Here is a 16,141-nt window from a genome sequence, read left to right on the forward strand (position 1 = left end):
TGCGAGGAATGGAGCGGCCGCGCGGCGCGGAGGTTCGCGCGACTCACGCCGCCTGCGCCGCAGCACCGCGCGGCTTCGCGGCGAGCGTCGGCCGGGTGCGCCGCAGCCGCCGCTCGTCGAGCACGCGCAGCAGCGCCGGCAGCCCCACCAGCGCCGCCGCGGTGCAGCACGTCACGCCCACCATCAGCGCCAACCCCAGGCTCGCCATGCCGACGTGCCGCGCCGTCGTGAGCGTGCCGAAGCCGAGTACCGTCGTCAGCGCCGCGACCAGTACGCCGCGGCCGGTGGCGGCGCCGAGCAGGTACGGCACCCGGCCGCGGCGGTCGCGGTAGTCGTGCAGCACGTGGACGCCGTTGTCCACGCCGACGCCCACGACCAGCGGCAGCGCGATCATGTTCGCCGGGTTCAGCGGCACGCCGAACAGCCCCATCGCGCCGAGCGTCAGCAGCGCCCCCGCGCCGAGCGGCGCCAGCGCCAGCAGCACGTCGGCGACTCGTCGCAGGTCGAGCAGCAGCACGGCGACGATCGCGGCCAGGGCGTACAGGCCGGCGCGCTCGAACCCGCGCTTCATCTGGTCGAGCCCCTCCAGCGTCCGGAACGACTTGCCGGTCGCCTCGGGGTGAACGGCCGCGGCCGCCGCGGTGAACCGCCGCAACGCGTCGTGGTCCCACAGGCTCTCGCGGGCGAACGCCCGGACCAGGAACTCGCCGTTCGCCCCCACGTACCGCTCTCGCAGCGCCTCCGGCACCTCGGCCCACGCGATCGGCGCCGGCCGGCTCACCGCCTTCAGCCGATTCAGGTCGGTCGCCAGGTCGGCGACGAGGCGGCGGTCGAACGCGGCGAGCCGGTCGGCGGCGTCGGCGGGGGCCGCGTCGAGCGCGGCGCGCAGCTCGTCCACGGCGCGGGCCAGGTCCGGGTGCTTCCCCGCGGCCAGCCGCAGCCGGTCGGTCCAGTCGCGCACCGCGGCCGGCGACGACACCCGCGGCGGCGGCACCTGATCGACCGGCTTCAGCGTCTTGAGGCGTTCTTGAATCGCGGCGACGAGCGGCAGCTTGGCCTCCTGGTCGGCCGGCACCAGCGACGCCACCTCGACCACCTTGCCGACCTCCGGCACGGCCTCGAACGCCTCGCGCAGCCGCGCCACCTCCGCCGGCGTGCGCGCGACGCCGAGCGCGTCCCACGTCATGCCGGCGGAGCGGTCGATGAGGCGGTGCTCCCACTGCACCGAGTCCAGGTCTTTCGCCTGCATGTTGAGGAGGTTGTGGTCGTAGCCGAGGCGGGAGGCGCAGACCGCGGCAAGCACGAGCAGCACGGCCCCGCCGAGGAGCACGCGCCGCGGCCGACCCGCGAGGCCGGGGAGCCATGCGCCGGCTGTGGGGAACTGCAGGGGCGTCGTCGTCTCCGCCGCTCGCGGCGTCGCGCGGAGCGCCAGCGCCGCCGGCACCACCGTCAGGCAGCTGATCGCGCACAGCAGCACGCCGCTGCCGGCGATCCAGCCGAGTTCGGCCACGGCCTGGAAGTCGGCGAGCGTCGTGGCGAAGAACGCCAGCGCCGTCGTCGCCGCCGCCGTCACGATGCCCGGCCCGGCGTGCTCGGCCGTGTACCGCTGCGCGGCCGCGCCTTCGAGCCCGAGGCGGCGGCCCTCGTCGAACCGGGCCACCCACAACACGCCGTAGTCGCCCATGCCGATGAGCATCACCGCGAACGTCGCCGACAGGATGTTCAGGTGGCCGACCGTGAGCGTCGCCCAGCCCAGCGCCCAAACCGTGCCCACGAGCAGCGAGCCGACCGTCAGCAGCGGGTAGCGGAGGCCGCGGTACACCACGAAGTACAGCAGCGCCACCCCGAGCAGCGCCAGCCACGAGGCGCGGCGCGAGTCCTCGTCGGAGCGGACCATCTCGTCGGTTTCGAGCACCGGCAGCCCGGTCAGGCCGAGCTTCACGTCCGGGAACGCGGGGCCGACGTCGGCGAGGATGGCCCGCAGCGCCTCGTTCGCCTCCTTCGCCGGAGTGAACGACTGGCCGGCGGTGCGCGGGCGGCACAGCAGCACGCACAGCGAGCCGTCCGGCGTCAGGTTGTACTGCGGCTCGGTGAGGCGGCGCTCGTCGTCGCGGTCGGCGGTGCGCGGCCCGGCCACGGCCCACGGGTTGCGGTACGCCGCCGGGTCGCGCAGCGTCGCCGCGGCGGCGCGGGCCACGGCCGGCATCTGCGCCAGCAGGTCGGCGTCGGCGGGGCCGGGCTCGGACTCGGATTCCAGCGCCACGGTCGCCGACGCGAGCAGCGACGACAGGTTGAGCCGCTGCCACGCCAGCGACGACAGCGACCCGAGGAGCGGCTCCATCCGCTCGACGCGGGCCTTGACGGCGGCGATCTGGTCGGTGGAGAGGAAGAGCAGGGCGCGGTCGTGGAGGCCGCGCAGGTCGGTGCGGTGGAAGACGCGGTCGAACAGCTCGGGCCGCTGCTTCAGCCGCTCGGCGACGGCGTCGAGCGCCGCGGTCATGCGGGCGCGGTCGGGGCCCTCGGCGACGACGACCATGTCGTCGTCCTCGCCGAAGGCGTCGAGGTAGCGCTGCCAGCGCTGCTGGCCGGGCTTGTCGGCGCTGAGCAGGTCGTTCCGCTGGGTGTGGTACTCGAGCCGGGCGGCGGCCAGGGCCACCGAGGCGGCGGCGAGCGAGAGGCAGAGCGCGAGCGTGAGCCGCGGCCGGCGCGAGACGGCAGCCACGACCGCCGCGACGAGCCGGGTGAGGCGGTCGGGGTGGGGTGGCGTCATGCGGCGGTCCTTGGCGCGGGGGGCGTGGCGGCGCGGGGGTATAGGCAGGCCGGGGGGCCGACGCAACCCCAACGGGGGGCCGGGCACACGACCCGACCCGGCCGCATCGTACGAACAAAGACACTTGGTTTCCAAAAGGTGGGGATCCCGCCCCGAAAGCATCGAGTCAACCGCGAGAATCTATGTTGGAGCGATTTCGCGGGGCGGGTTCCGACGCGACTTCAAGTGTGGGCAGGACTTGCGACGGACGGGAGGGCGACTCCAATTGAGCCGGTACTCCTCCCCGCTCGCGTTCCGCCGGGGAACGGCCGAACGAGGGAAAACCCCAACGCTCACCTCGACCGGCCGGGTCGGCGAGTTACGAACTCCCAGACCCGAGGTCGGGGCCGGTGCAAGGAGGAGTGCCGGGGTCGGCGGGGGCCGACGGCTCCGGCCCGGCGTTCCGACGCCGGACGGTGGACCACACGGTTCCGACAACGACGGCGGACCCGAACGCGACCCGCGCCCCCCCGTGTGCGACCTGCCACGCGCCGGCTTCAGGGTCGGTGACCTTGCGGACCCCCGACGCGGCGAACAGGACCGCGAACCCGCAGACCGCCAACCGTGGGAGCCAGGACATGGTCGGAACCCTCCGGCTGCCGAACCTGTGATACTGAATCAGACTGCGCCGAGTGGCAGGTGTCAAACTTCGAGTCGACTGGCTTCGCACCGATCCAGTAAGGGCATCGGGCGCGGGGTGCGCCGGACCGGAGTTGCGCGCCGAGGGGGGCGTAAAAAACCCCACCGTTCCTTGGCTTGCGCCTCAGAACGGTGGGGCCGGAACAGAGAAGAGGCCGAACTGCTCGCAATCCTGCCCGATCCGGCCCGGCGTGTCAACACGAATTTCCGCCCGCCGCCGGCACACTTCCCGATACGGCCGGCGACTTGCAGTATGTCCTTGCCCGCGGCGGCTTTCCGCCGACACCCGGAGCCCGCCCCGATGACCCGCCTCGCCGTCACGCCCCTCGAATCCCGCAGCGTCCCCGCCGTTCTTTTGCCCACCACCTACGCCGTCGGGGCGGACACCGCCGCAGTCGCCGCCGCCTTCGACGCCGGCGGCGCCACCCAGTTCGCGCTCGACCTCGGCCCGGCGTTCAGCGGCGGCGCCCGCGTCGCCCGGGCCAACGTCGGCGGCGACGCCACCGACGACTTGGTCGTCGGCACCGGCCCCGGCACGTCCACGCTCGTCCGCGTCTACGACGGCGCGACGCAACAGCTGGTCGCCGAGTTCGCCCCGTTCGAGGCCGCGTTCACCGGCGGCGTCTACGTCGCGGCCGGCGACGTGAGCGGCGACGGCGTGGGCGACATCGTCGTCACCCCGGACCAGGGCGGCGGGCCGCGGGTCAAGGTGTACCGCGGCCCCACGTTCGCCGTGTCCGCCGACTTCCTCGGCATCGACGACGCCAACTTCCGCGGCGGCGCCCGGCCGGCGATCGGCGACTTCAACGCCGACGGCTCCGGCGACGTGGTGGTGGCGGCCGGGTTCGGCGGCGGGCCGCGGGTGGCGGTGTTCTCCGGCGGGGTCAGCCTGCAGTTCTTCCCGCGGCGGCTGTTCAACGACTTCTTCGTGTTCGAGAGCACGCTCCGCAATGGCGCCTTCGTGGCCGCCGGCGACGTGAACGCCGACGGCGTCGCCGACCTGGTGGCGGCCGGCGGCCCCGGCGGCGCGCCGCGGGTGCTGGTGCTGTCGGGGAACGGCCTGCGGGTGGGGTCGGTGGTGCCGCTGGCCAACTTCTTCGCCGGCGACCAGGACTCGCGGAACGGCGTCCGCGTGGCGGTGAAGAACCTCGACGGCGACACCCGCGCCGACGTCCTGACCGGCACCGGCCCCGGCGGCGGCAACCTGGTGCGGGTGTACACCGGGGTGCAGCTGGCCGTGACCGCGTCGCCGAACCCGAGCCGCGAGTCGGTCGCGTTCCCCGGCCTCCTCACCGACGGCGTGTTCGTCGGCTGACCCACCCCCTTCCCCCGCCGCGGCCGGTCGGCGACAATCGAGCCGTCGGCCGGCGTGCGAATAAGTTCGACCATTTCCGAAGCCCGCGCCGGCGGCCGGGAACATCACCTACGACGGCACCCGGCGGAGGGCGTATGAGCGCGACGGCACGCGGGCTGTTCGGCGTCCTCGGTCGGGTCGCGCCGCCGGCCGACTCCGACTCCGCCCTCCTGGACCGCTACGCCCGCACCGCCGACGCCGAGGCGTTCGCCGCCGTGGTGCGGCGGCACGGGCCGATGGTGTCCGCCGTGTGCCGCCGCCGCCTCGGCCACACCGCCGACGCCGAGGACGCCTTCCAGGCCGTGTTCCTGGCGCTGGCGAAGTCGGCCGGCCGCGTGCAGGCGCTGCCGGCGTGGCTGTACCGGGCCGCGTACCTCGTCGCCCTGAAGGCGGCGGGGCGGCGGGCCCGGGGGCGTTCCGAGCCGCTGCCGGACGAGGTGCCGATGCCCGAGCCGCCGCCCGCCTGGGAGACCGCCGAGGTGCGGGCCGCGGTCGACGCCGAGGTCGCCGGCCTGCCCGAGAAGCTGCGGGCCGTCGTGGTGCTCGTCCTGCTCGAAGGCCGCACCAACACCGACGCCGCGGCCGCACTCGGCATCCCGGCCGGCACCGTCGATTCCCGGCTGCACGCCGCCCGCAAGACGCTCCAGGCGCGGCTCACGCGCCGCGGCGTGGCGGTAGGTGCGGGAGTGATGTTCGACCAGGTGCTCGGCGGGCCGGTCGGTGCCGCCGGGCCGCGAGTGATGAAGCTGATAGCCGACACGATTCCGGCGGTGCTCGCCGAGGCCGCACGGCCCGGGAGCGGGGCCGTGCCCGCCGCCGTCTCCGACCTGTCCCGGGGGATCACGACGATGACGACGAACGTTCGCGCCCTGGCCGCGCTGGGGCTCGCGGTGGGCCTTCTCGGCACGGCCGGGGCCGGCATGTACCTGACCGCGGCGCCCGAGCCGTCGCCCGTCGCGGCCGCGGCGCAGGAGCCGAAGCAGGACGCGCCGCCGGCGAAGAAGAAGGCCGACCCGGTGCCTCAGAAGTGGCCGACCCCGGCGGGGGCGCTGGCGGTGGCCGCGCTGCTGGACGAGAAGTTCGGCAAGGAGGTGCCGAACGGCACCCCGCTCCGCGAATTGCTGGACGACATCGAGGAACGCACGGAACTGATCGTGCGCGTGGACGTGGCCGCGTTCCGCCGGCTGGAGGCGTTCAGCGGCGCAGAGGGCGAGTTCAACGCGGAGACGTTCCTGCAAACGCTCTACGACAGCAAGCCGATCCTGCCACGGCGGGCGGAGCGGCTGCCAATCCGCGACGTGCTCGGCGACGCGCTGGCACAGGCGAAGGGGGCGATCCCCTGCACGTACCAGGTGCGCGGCAACCAGCTGGTGATCGTGCCGGCGTACCGGCCGCCGCAGCGGCCGGGGTCGAACCCGCTGGCCCCGTCGGAGGACGAGGGCGACGCGCCGACGTTGTCGCCGAACGTGATCCACGAGCAGATTTACGGCGGCGTGGTGTCGGTGGTGGCGGACAACAAGCCGCTGGAAGACATCCTGGCCGACCTGCGGAAGCAGACCGGGGCGAACATCGTACTCGACCCGCGGGCGAGCCTGAAGGAGGCCGGCGGGCGGAACGGGTTCAGCCTGACGATGAGCGACGTGCGGCTGTACGACGCGCTTCGGGTGATCGCCGATATGGCGGACCTGAAGATGGTGTACGCCGGCAACATCTACTACGTGACGACGGCAGAGAACGCCCGGACGTTCCAGCCGGCCCGGCCGACGCCGCAGGCACAGCCACAGCCGTCCGTGTACCCGCCGGGCGTCGGCGTGCCGCTGGGCCTCGGCGGCACCGCGCCGGGGGGTGTCCGGTAGTGCAGTCGGTCGTGGCTCAAGTCTTGTTGCCGCTTGCGGCTTAGCGCCGGGCAGCGCTAAGGATCTGGCCCACTTCAAGTTCCCGGTTTCGTTGATGGCGGGTAGAATCTCGGGCCTGGCGAACGCGATTTCGGGAGGCGGGCATGGACGCCTATCCGGCGGAAGTCGAGGCGATGATGAAGCGGCTGGCGGGCTGGTTGTCCGAGAAGGACCGCCGCCGGTACGCCGCCGTCGAAGCGGCGAAACTCGGGCACGGCGGCGTCGAATACATCGCCCGCCTGCTGGCCTGCGATCCGAAGACCATCCGACAAGGCCTGCAGGATCTGGAACAACCCGACGACCCGGCCGACGGCCGGGTCCGAAAAAAGGGGGCGGACGTCGCCCGCTGATGGCGGCCCGACCGTCCCTCGGCGACAACCTCCGGCACCTGCTCCCGGAGTTCACCGCCGGGGACCCGATGCGGGACGGCGTACTCTGGACCAACCTGTCGCTGCGGGAACTGTCGCGGCGGTTGGCGGCGATGGGCACCCCGGCCGGTCGCCGGACGATCCGGCGGGCGTTGCGGGCCCTCCAGATCGGCCGCCGGACGGCCCGCAAGAAGAAGTCGATGGGCCACCACCCCGACCGGAACGCCCAGTTCGAGAACATCGCGGACCTCCGGCGGGGGTACGAGGCGGCCGGCGACCCGGTGATCAGCGTGGGCACGAAGAAGAAGGAACTGCTGGGGAACTTCCACCGCGGCGGGGAGACGTATACGTCCCAGACGGTGGAGACCTTCGACCACGACTTCCCCCGGGCCGGGTCCGGCAAGCTGATCCCCCACGGCATCTTCGACGTGGCCCGCAACCACGCGTCCATCCACCTCAACACGTCGCACGACACCGGCGAACTGTGCTGCGACAGCATCGCGCTGTGGTGGCACGAGCACGGCCGTGCCGCCTACCCGGACGCGAAGCGGTTATTGATCCTGTGCGACGGCGGCGGCAGCAACAGTGCCACCCAGTACCTGTTCCAGGAGGACCTGCAACGCCTGGCGGACCGACTGGCGATCGAACTCCGGGTGGCCCATTACCCGCCGTACTGCTCGAAGCACAATCCGATCGAGCACAAGGTGTTCCCGCACATCACGCGGGCGTGTCGGGGCGTGATCTTCCACACCGTGGAGGTCGCCCGGCAATTCATCGCCCGGGCGAGGACGGACGCCGGCCTGCGGGTGACCGTGAGCCTACTGGACAAGGTGTACGCCACCGGTCGGAAGTACGTCGAAGGGTTCCGGACGAGCATGAAGATCGCCTTCGACGACTACCTCCCGAAATGGAACTACCGAGCCCTACCCCAAACCGCATGAATTCGGGAAGTAGTTGAGGACCAGATCCTTAGCGAAGCCGTCTTCCTGACCGACGCGTGCCTCGGCAAGTCGGTCGGGGAGGCGCTCCGCGCCGCCGGCTGGGTCGTCGAGTGGCACCTGGATCACTTTCCCGAAGGTACCGAGGACGTGGCCTGGCTCCCGGTCGCAGGGGAACGTGGCTGGGTGGTGCTGACCAAGGACAAGGCCATCCGCCGCAAGCCGGCCGAGCGAGAGAAGGTGATCGCCTACGGCGTGCGGATGTTCACGCTCCCGAGCGGGAGCATGAACGGCGAGGAGATGGCGCAGACGTTCCTCGACAGCGGCCGGGACATCGGCCGCACCCTCCACCGCCACCCGTGGCCGTTCGTGGCCCAAGTTTCGCGGCAGGGCGTAACCGTACTGCTCGAAGAGCCACCGTCGGAGCCGCCCGGCGAGGGAGCCGAATCGGACGACGAATGAGACACACGTCGCGCCGTACTACGCCAGCCCCAGCCGCCGGCGGGCGCTCTCCGAGTAGCTGAACACCAACTCCTCCCCCGCGGCGACCGGGCGGCGGGTCCGCAGCACCACCCGGCCGGGGTGCTCGACGCGCTCCAGGTTGGCGTCCGCGGCGTGGTTGACGAGGCCGCCAAGCCCCATCGGGATGAGCAGCAGGTCGGCGCCGACGCGGAACTTGTGGTGGTCGGCGAAGTGGGTGCAGCGGTCGGCGGGCGAGTCGCGGCGGACCAGCACGCCGACCACCTCCAGTTCCGCCCCCGCCGGCAGGTCGGCGCGGGCGAACACGCCGAGGCCGGCGCCGGGGATGAGCGACGGCCGCACCTCGAACCGGTCGTCGGGCGGCGGGTCGATCAGCGGGTTCACACCAGCTTCCACTTGGCCCTCGGCTCGCGGCTCAGCTCGCGGTTCGCGGCGGCGTCGTTCACGAACCGCTCCGCCTTCGCGTCCCACGTCAGCTTGCGGTTCAGGCGGTAGCCGATGTTGCCGAGGTGGCAGATGCTCGCGCTGCGGTGACCGACCTCCGCCGGGCAGATCGTCTCCTTCTTCGCCCGGATGCACTCCAGCCAGTTGCCGTGGTGGCTCGTCGCCGCGTACACCTTGCGGTCGTCCGCGCCGATCGGCCGCTCCAGGACCGTGCCCGGCCGGCTGCTGATGCCGCCGCGACCGACCAGGATCGTGCCGTCGGAGCCCTCGAACACGCAGTCGGCCTTGATCTCCATCCCGTCGGCGCCGCGGGCGAACTCGTTGTGGATCATCGTCACGCCGTTGGGGTAGACGAATCGCAGGCCGCGGACCGCGCGCGGGTTCTCCGGCGGGATCACTTCGAGCGGGCCGGCGCCGTCCATGCGCATGGCCCACTGGGCGATGTCGAAGTGGTGGGCGCCCATGTCGGCGAGCTGGCCGCCGGCGTACTCCTGGTAGCGCCGCCACGCCGGGAACCCCTGGTGGACGCCGCGCGGGCACAGCACCGAGTTGTACGGCCGCTCCGGCGCCGGCCCGAGCCACGCGTCCCAGTCGGTGCCTTCCGGCTTCTGCTCTTCCGGCAGGTTGCACGGCACGGCCGGCTCGCCGACGCCGATGCGGACGGTGTGCAGCTTGCCGATGCGGCCGTTCCACACGTACTCGACGGCCTTGCGGAAGTGGCCGCCGAACTCGGTCCGCTGCTGGCTGCCGGTCTGGAAGATCACCTTCGCCTTGGCGATCTCGTCCACGAGCTGCCGGCCCTCGGCGAGGTTCTGAGTCAGCGGCTTCTCGCAGTAGATGTGCTTGCCGGCCCGTGCGGCGAGGATGGCGGGCATGGCATGCCAGTGGTCCGGCGTGGCGATGACGACGGCGTCGAGGCCCGGCGTGGCGAGCACCTCGCGGAAGTCGGCGACGGCGCGGACGCCGCGGTACTGGCCGGACTTGAGGCGGTCGGCGTAGCGGGTCTCGACCATCGTGCGGGCGCTGTCGCGGCGCTCCTTCACCACGTCGCACACGGCGACGACCTCGACCTCGCGGCGGCCGAGGAACCCGCCGAGGTGGCCGCGGCCCATCGTGCCGACGCCGATGAACCCGAGGGTGATCTTGTTCGACGGCGCGTCCTGGCCGCGGAGGGCCGCGGTGGTGACGAGCGGCGCGGCCGCGAGGAACGAGCGGCGGGAGAGGCGGGGCATGGGAACCTCGGGGAGGGTAGGGCCGGCGAGCCGCCCGCCGTCAGGCGGCGGGTGGCGCCACGAAGAACTTTCGCGTGCGTGATCGGGGGCGCCACCCGCCGCCTGACGGCGGGCGGCTCGCCGGGTGCTACTGCTTCGCCAGGTGCGTGTCGAACCAGTCCACGCACTTCTCGATGTCCTTGCCGATGTCGCCCCAGCCGTGCGCGGCGCCGGGCTTCACCACCAGCTCGGCCGTCGCCCCGGCCTGCTTGTACGCCGCCACCATCACCTCGGCCTGCTGGATTGGCACCAGCGTGTCCTTGTCGCCGTGGATGATGAGCGCCGGGGCGCTGTCCTTCGTCGCGTGGTACGCCGGCGAGATCTGCTTGCCGATCCGGCGGCGCTTCTCCTCGTCGGTGATCACGACGTACGCCTTGGTCGCGTCGTCGAACTCGACGAAGTTGAACGGCGCCCGGAAGCCCTTCAGCGTGCCGTCGCCGAGCGCCACGTTCCCGGTCTTGCCGTAGTTCAGGAAGTCGGTCGGCGGGAAGAAGCACGCCACCGCCGCCACCTTCGACGACTCCAGATCGACCTTGTCCTTGGTGAGCGGGTTGCCCGGCCGCGGCGCCACGCCCTGCATCAGCGACAGGTGCCCGCCGGCCGACGCCCCGCTGATGCCGAGGCGGTCCTTGTCGATGCCGTACTTGCCGGCGTTGGCGCGGACGAACCGCACCGCCCGGTGCATGTCGTCGAGCACCTCGGGGATGCTGAACCGCGGCTGGCTGCCGTGGACGACCTGGAACACGGTGTAGCCGCGGTCGAGGTACGGCTTGGCGAACCCGACGTTGACGCTGTCGTGGTTCGAGTACCACCCGCCGCTGACGCACCAGATGACGCCGGCGCCGTTGGCCTTGGCCTTCGGGGTGAACACGTCCATCGTCAGCGCCGTGCCGAACTTCCGGCCGTAAATCACGTCTTCGGTGCGGGTGAAGCCGGGGTCGGGCTGGGCGGCGGCGGGGGCGAGCGCGGCGAACAGCGGCACGGCCAGGAGCAGGGCTCGGAGGGGAGTCATCGCGGCACCCGGGGTGGGGGGAAAGAGTGATCGTCGCCGGTCGGCGGCCCGCGGTCAAGGGTCGGCCGCGGGAACCCCCACACCCTCAGTCCGTCAGGTTCGCCAGGAAGTCCTCGAACGTCTTGCGCGACGTGAACTCCGCGGCCATCAGCGTCTTCTCGCGGGCCGTCAGGCCGTCGATCTCGCGCTCCTGCGTCGCCAGCCGCGTCAGGTACGTCTGGTACACCTCCGCCTCCCGCGGCGTCGCCGCCAGGTTCTTGCGGATGCGGTCCTGGTCGGTCCCCACCCGCGCCAGGTCGGCCTTCACCTGCGTCAGGTCGCGCAGCTGCCCGTCCCACGCGGCCTTCAGCTTCATCGCCTCGGCCAGCTTCTGCTTCAGCGCCGGCGTCGCCTCGTTCAGGCTCAGGAAGAAGCGGATCTGCCCGTCCGGGTTGTTCGACAGCGCCACCTGCGTGGACACGTCGCGCTCCTCCGTCACCGGGAACGTCTTCTCCTCGCCGGCCTTCACCGCCACCTGGAACCGGTACACCTCCTTGGTGTCCTCGACCGGCGCAGCGGTCTCGACGAGCTTGAACTGCTGGTTGGTGCGGTTCGCGTGCTCGATGACGAGCGTGCGGTCGGTCTGGCTGCGGTTGGCGACGCGGTACTTCTTCTCCTCGCGTACCTTCGTCACCGTGGTGACGATTCCCTTCACCGCCTTCACGCTCGTGATGCGCGCCGAGCCCGGCCCGGACTGCGGATCGACTTCGGTGCCCAGGTCGATGGCGTAGCTGACGAGCCGCTCCTCGCCCGGCTGCACGTCCAGGACGCGGGTGTCGCCGGCGTACGTGCTCCCCTCGAACACCGTGATCGGTCCTTGCGACAGGTGCATGCCCGAGGTGTTCTTGAAGCGGAGCCCGAGCAGCGGGTGCTTCGGCTGCACGGCCGGGTTGTAGATGCTGACGCGGGTGCCCTCGACCTCCTTACCGACGATCGGCAGCAGGGCGCTCTTCTGGCGGGCGAGCGACACCGGGTGGTCGATGGCGTACTGGAAGAAGTCGCCGAGCTTGCCGGCCGTGGCGGCGCTGCCGACGGCCGCGGTGCCGAGCCGCGTCGCCAGCTCGCGGCCGAGTTGCCGCGACCCGTCGCCGGCGGTCGCCGCCGTGACCGACTTCCGCAACACCTCCGCCGCCTTCGACTCGCCCGGCCGACCGGGGTCGGCCTTCGCCCGTTTTGCGCTCTCGACGACCACGCCGGCGAAGGACTTCTCCGCCTCCCGCTCGATGTCGGGAGGCGCGGCTTGGTGCGGATCGAATCCGATGTCCTTGATCGTCAGGTCGGTCACCCGGTCGCGGCGGGCGAAGCCGCCGTCGTAGGTCGGCGGGCGCAGCGATGCGAACAGCTCCGGCTCGACCGTCGGCCGCGGCACGTACAGCGGGTTGTACAAGTCCATCTTGAAGCTGATCGGCCGGCCGCTGATAAGCGCCATCCGCACGCCGCTCCAGTCCTCGTCCGTCGGGTTCTCCACGACCGCCCACCCTTGCAGGTACGGTTTCCCGCCCTTGCCCTCGGCATCCAGCACGAGCCGGTAGCTCGTCTTCCAGATCGGCGCCTCGACGACGTACCCCACCTGCACGCGCCGCTTCCCGTCGCCGGCGAAGTGGAGGCTCACCGCCTTCTTCGCGGCGTCGTGGTTGAGCGCCAGCACCTCCAGGGCGCGGCGGAACTCGGACTCGATGACCGGGTTGAGGAATCGCAGCTGCTGCACCTCGGTCAGCTTGATGGCGCGCAGCCCTTCGGCGCACCAGAGGTTCAGCACCGACACCGGCACGCCATTCGGCCCGGCCTGTGGTTCGACGCCGACAATCGACCCCGTCACCTTGCCCGGCTGGTTCTGCGCCGTCGGCGTGGTCGTCACCTCGACCCGCTCGCCGCGGGCCTGCCGGAGGATGCCGGCGAAAGTGGTGTCGCCGTTCAGGTTGATCGAGAAGCTGGCCAGCGTCCGGGCGATCGGCTCGCGGCTGTCGTAGCTCACCGCGGCGACGCGGCCGCCGCCGAAGTCTTCCAGGACCATCGACTTGATCAAGTCGTTGATGTCCGCTTCCTGGAAGGTGAGGTCGACGCGGGCGTCGCCGTCCACCTCGCCGCTGCGGCTCAGGTAGCTGACGACGCTGTTGAACAGCACGACCCGGCTGATCGGCAGGGTGACGGCGGGCCGGAGGTCTTGCCTGGCGTCCGCGAGGGCGGCGGCGGCGAGCCAGCGGTCGGCGACGGCGGCGGCCCCAACGGCGCCGGCCAGCGGCAGGCCCCACAACAGCGTCCGACGGAGCATGGTTGTTCCCCGGGGGGTGGCGGCGCCGGTTGGCGCCGTGCCGCCACTGTACCCCGGTCGGGCGGCCGCGTCTGCCGGCCGTTACACGACGGTGCGTCGGCCTAATCGTCGAGCCACGAGCGGATGGCATCGCGGCGGGTCGGGCGGTCGTCGAACGCGCGGCGCGTCAGGCCGCAGTCGGCGACGCCGAGCAGGCCCAGCACCGCGTCGTGAGTCCGGCACGGCTCGACCACCCACGGGGCGTACAGGCCGACCGTTACCCCGCTCGCCGCGTCGCCGGCCGAGAACGCCCCCGACGCGCCGCGCGCCCGCAGCGGGGCCACCGGCATCCACAGCGCGTGGTAGCAGTTCTGCACCAGCGCCGCCGGGAATGCTGTGTCCGTCGGTTTGTACCGCACCCGGCCGCCGCCGAGCCGCTCGGCCTGCCCGCGCAGCCGACAGAATAGCTCGCCGTCGATGCGGTACGGCCCCCACACCGACACGCGCATCCCGAGCCGCTGCGCCCACGCCACCGTGTCCGGAATGCCGAGGTTCACGCCGGCCTCCGGAGCCAGCGTCAGCCCGCGCGGGTTCAACGACGCCGGCAGCCAGCTGATGCCGACCACCTCCGCGTCGCCGGCCGCCGGCACGCGTACGGCGGCGGCGAACGAGTGCGTCAGTTCCGGCTTGTACGGCACGGCTTCGGCAGAGAACACCGCCACGTAGTAGTCGTCGGCGTGGGCCGACACGGTCGGAACAACCGCGACAACCAGTGCGACCAGCATCCGGCGCATCACAACCTCCGCGGGTGTTCGGCAGGTATCGCAAGTGGTGTGCCCGACTCTGGAGCGATTCCCGGCCCGCCCGCTTGCGCCGAAGCCGGGGCAGGGGGGTTCTTCGGGCCGCGGCAGGTCGTATCACCACGAAGACGGCCTCTCCGCGCACACCCCGGGAAGCGGCGTGAACCTCAGCGTCTTCGACCTGTTCAAGGTCGGCATTGGCCCGTCCAGCTCGCACACCGTCGGCCCGATGGTCGCCGCGGGGCGGTTCGTCGAATCGCTCCGCGCCGCGGGGCACCTCCCCGCCGTCGGCCGCATTGTCGCCGAGCTGTACGGCTCGCTGGCGCTCACCGGCCGCGGTCACGCAACCGACAAGGCCGTCATCCTCGGCCTCGCCGGCGAGCGGCCCGAGACCACCGACCCCGACACCGCCGACGCCCTGGTCGAGACGGTCCGCGGCACCGGCAAGGTCCGCCTCGGCGGCACCCACGCCGTCCCCTTCCGCGAGCCCGCCGACCTGCGCTTCCACGAGACCGAGACGCTGCCGTTCCACCCGAACGGGATGCGGTTCACCGCCACGGAAGCAGCCGGCGCCGTGCTGTCAGCGGAAACGTACTACTCTGTCGGCGGCGGCTTCGTGCTGAAGGAGGGCGAGGCCGGCGCGACGGACGAGCGGCAGGTGCCGCACCCGTTCGCGTCCGCCGCCGAGTTGCTGGCCGTCGGCGCGCGGACGGGCCGGAGCATCGCCGACGTGGTGGCCGAGAACGAGACCGCGTGGCGCCCGGCGGCCGAGACCGACGCCGGCCTCGACCGCATCTGGAGCGTCATGTCCCGCTGCATGGAGCGCGGCATGGCGACCGGCGGCGTACTCCCCGGCGGGCTGGAGGTGAAGCGCCGCGCCCCGGAGTTGCACCGCCACCTCACCACCACCACCGGCGCCGCCGACCCGCTGGCCGTGTTCGACTGGGTGAGCCTGTTCGCGCTGGCGGTGAACGAGGAGAACGCCGCCGGCGGCCGCGTCGTGACGGCGCCGACGAACGGCGCCGCCGGCGTCATCCCGGCGGTGCTGGCGTACTACCACCGGTTCGTGCCGGGGGCGAGCGCCGAGGGCGGGCGGCGGTTCCTGCTGACGGCGGCGGCGGTGGGGATGCTGTACAAGCGGAACGCGTCGCTGTCGGCGGCGGAGGTGGGGTGTCAGGGCGAGGTGGGGGTGGCGTGCAGCATGGCCGCGGCCGGGCTGGCGGCGGTGATGGGCGGCACGAACGCGCAGGTGGAGAACGCCGCCGAGATCGGCATGGAGCACAACCTCGGGCTGACGTGCGACCCGGTGGGCGGGCTGGTGCAGGTGCCGTGCATCGAGCGGAACACGATGGGCGCGGTGAAGGCGATCAACGCGGCCCGGCTGGCGGTGCTGCACGGCGACGGCACGCACCGCATCTCGCTGGACCACGTCATCGAGACGATGCGCCGCACCGGCGCCGACATGCAGGCCGAGTACAAGGAGACGTCGCTCGGCGGCCTGGCCGTGAACCGCGTCGAGTGCTGACCAGGAGTGTCGCCCGTGCCCACCGTCGTCGTCGCGTACCTGCTGCTGGTCGCCGTCGCGAGCGCCGCCGCGTTCGCCGCCTACGGGTTCGACAAGCGCCGCGCGGGCACCGCCGGCGCCCGTCGCATCCCGGAGCGCACCCTACACCTGTTCGCGCTCGTCGGCGGCTGGCCGGGGGCGCTGCTGGCGCAGCGGCAGTTCCGCCACAAGACGCAGAAGACGCGCTTCCGCGTGGTCTTCTGGGCGACGGTTGTGCTGCATGTGTCCGCGGTCGCGGCGGCGGCCTACGCCTGGCGTGCGTGGGGCGGGTAGCCGC

Annotated in this window: 14 protein-coding genes; 7 read left to right on the plus strand and 7 right to left on the minus strand. The window is 72.4% G+C overall.

What is annotated here, in order from left to right:
* Nucleotides 1-43: 43 nt before the first annotated feature.
* Entirely contained in the window at nucleotides 44-2,770 is a 2,727-nt protein-coding gene (locus tag ETAA1_RS02915; protein ID WP_145234156.1) for an MMPL family transporter, read from the minus strand.
* Nucleotides 2,771-3,128: 358 nt separating this feature from the next.
* On the minus strand, nucleotides 3,129-3,389 hold the full coding sequence (locus ETAA1_RS02920; RefSeq protein ID WP_145234158.1) for a hypothetical protein: 261 nt from the start codon (nucleotides 3,387-3,389) through the stop codon (nucleotides 3,129-3,131).
* A gap of 360 nt (nucleotides 3,390-3,749) precedes the next feature.
* Between ETAA1_RS02920 and ETAA1_RS02925 the strand changes: the two genes are divergently transcribed.
* The 5 genes from ETAA1_RS02925 to ETAA1_RS02940 all read left to right on the plus strand — a co-directional run bounded on the left by ETAA1_RS02925 (nucleotide 3,750) and on the right by ETAA1_RS02940 (nucleotide 8,465).
* On the plus strand, nucleotides 3,750-4,763 hold the full coding sequence (locus tag ETAA1_RS02925) for an FG-GAP repeat domain-containing protein (protein ID WP_145234160.1): 1,014 nt from the start codon (nucleotides 3,750-3,752) through the stop codon (nucleotides 4,761-4,763).
* A 134-nt stretch (nucleotides 4,764-4,897) separates the two neighbouring features.
* Nucleotides 4,898-6,658, plus strand: coding sequence for an RNA polymerase sigma factor (locus ETAA1_RS33315; RefSeq protein WP_145234161.1), 1,761 nt, complete (start codon nucleotides 4,898-4,900; stop codon nucleotides 6,656-6,658).
* Between the two features lie 143 nt (nucleotides 6,659-6,801).
* Nucleotides 6,802-7,047 carry a hypothetical protein gene (locus tag ETAA1_RS31415; RefSeq protein ID WP_202920258.1) on the plus strand — a complete coding sequence of 82 codons (246 nt, stop codon included), beginning with the start codon at nucleotides 6,802-6,804 and terminating at the stop codon, nucleotides 7,045-7,047.
* Nucleotides 7,047-8,006, plus strand: a complete 960-nt coding sequence (locus ETAA1_RS02935) for an ISAzo13 family transposase (RefSeq protein ID WP_202920608.1) — start codon at nucleotides 7,047-7,049, stop codon at nucleotides 8,004-8,006. The genes ETAA1_RS31415 and ETAA1_RS02935 overlap by 1 nt, the downstream gene beginning before the upstream one ends.
* A gap of 45 nt (nucleotides 8,007-8,051) precedes the next feature.
* A complete protein-coding gene (locus ETAA1_RS02940) occupies nucleotides 8,052-8,465 on the plus strand; it encodes a PIN-like domain-containing protein (RefSeq protein ID WP_238389460.1) in 414 nt (137 codons plus the stop codon).
* Nucleotides 8,466-8,483: 18 nt separating this feature from the next.
* On the opposite strand, the gene ETAA1_RS02945 is transcribed toward ETAA1_RS02940, so the two are convergent.
* From ETAA1_RS02945 to ETAA1_RS02965, 5 genes are all read right to left on the minus strand, one after another.
* Nucleotides 8,484-8,867 (minus strand): SET domain-containing protein-lysine N-methyltransferase, encoded by a 384-nt coding sequence (locus tag ETAA1_RS02945; RefSeq protein ID WP_145234165.1) that lies wholly within the window; start codon nucleotides 8,865-8,867, stop codon nucleotides 8,484-8,486.
* Nucleotides 8,864-10,159: a Gfo/Idh/MocA family protein gene (locus tag ETAA1_RS02950; protein WP_145234167.1), complete on the minus strand. Its 1,296-nt coding sequence runs from the start codon at nucleotides 10,157-10,159 to the stop codon at nucleotides 8,864-8,866. Before ETAA1_RS02950 ends, ETAA1_RS02945 begins: the two co-directional genes overlap by 4 nt.
* Nucleotides 10,160-10,286: 127 nt before the next feature.
* Nucleotides 10,287-11,210 (minus strand): alpha/beta hydrolase, encoded by a 924-nt coding sequence (locus tag ETAA1_RS02955; RefSeq protein ID WP_145234169.1) that lies wholly within the window; start codon nucleotides 11,208-11,210, stop codon nucleotides 10,287-10,289.
* 85 nt (nucleotides 11,211-11,295) lie between these two features.
* Nucleotides 11,296-13,521 (minus strand): DUF4139 domain-containing protein, encoded by a 2,226-nt coding sequence (locus ETAA1_RS02960; RefSeq protein ID WP_145234172.1) that lies wholly within the window; start codon nucleotides 13,519-13,521, stop codon nucleotides 11,296-11,298.
* Nucleotides 13,522-13,622: 101 nt separating this feature from the next.
* A complete protein-coding gene (locus tag ETAA1_RS02965; protein WP_145234174.1) occupies nucleotides 13,623-14,294 on the minus strand; it encodes a hypothetical protein in 672 nt (223 codons plus the stop codon).
* Nucleotides 14,295-14,460: 166 nt separating this feature from the next.
* Between ETAA1_RS02965 and ETAA1_RS02970 the strand changes: the two genes are divergently transcribed.
* Both ETAA1_RS02970 and ETAA1_RS02975 read left to right on the plus strand, forming a co-directional pair.
* A complete protein-coding gene (locus ETAA1_RS02970) occupies nucleotides 14,461-15,825 on the plus strand; it encodes an L-serine ammonia-lyase (RefSeq protein WP_145234176.1) in 1,365 nt (454 codons plus the stop codon).
* Between the two features lie 15 nt (nucleotides 15,826-15,840).
* Nucleotides 15,841-16,137, plus strand: a complete 297-nt coding sequence (locus tag ETAA1_RS02975; RefSeq protein WP_202920621.1) for a DUF1294 domain-containing protein — start codon at nucleotides 15,841-15,843, stop codon at nucleotides 16,135-16,137.
* The last annotated feature ends 4 nt before the right edge of the window (nucleotides 16,138-16,141 follow it).

It is taken from the genome of Urbifossiella limnaea (assembly GCF_007747215.1).
Lineage (GTDB): Bacteria > Planctomycetota > Planctomycetia > Gemmatales > Gemmataceae > Urbifossiella > Urbifossiella limnaea.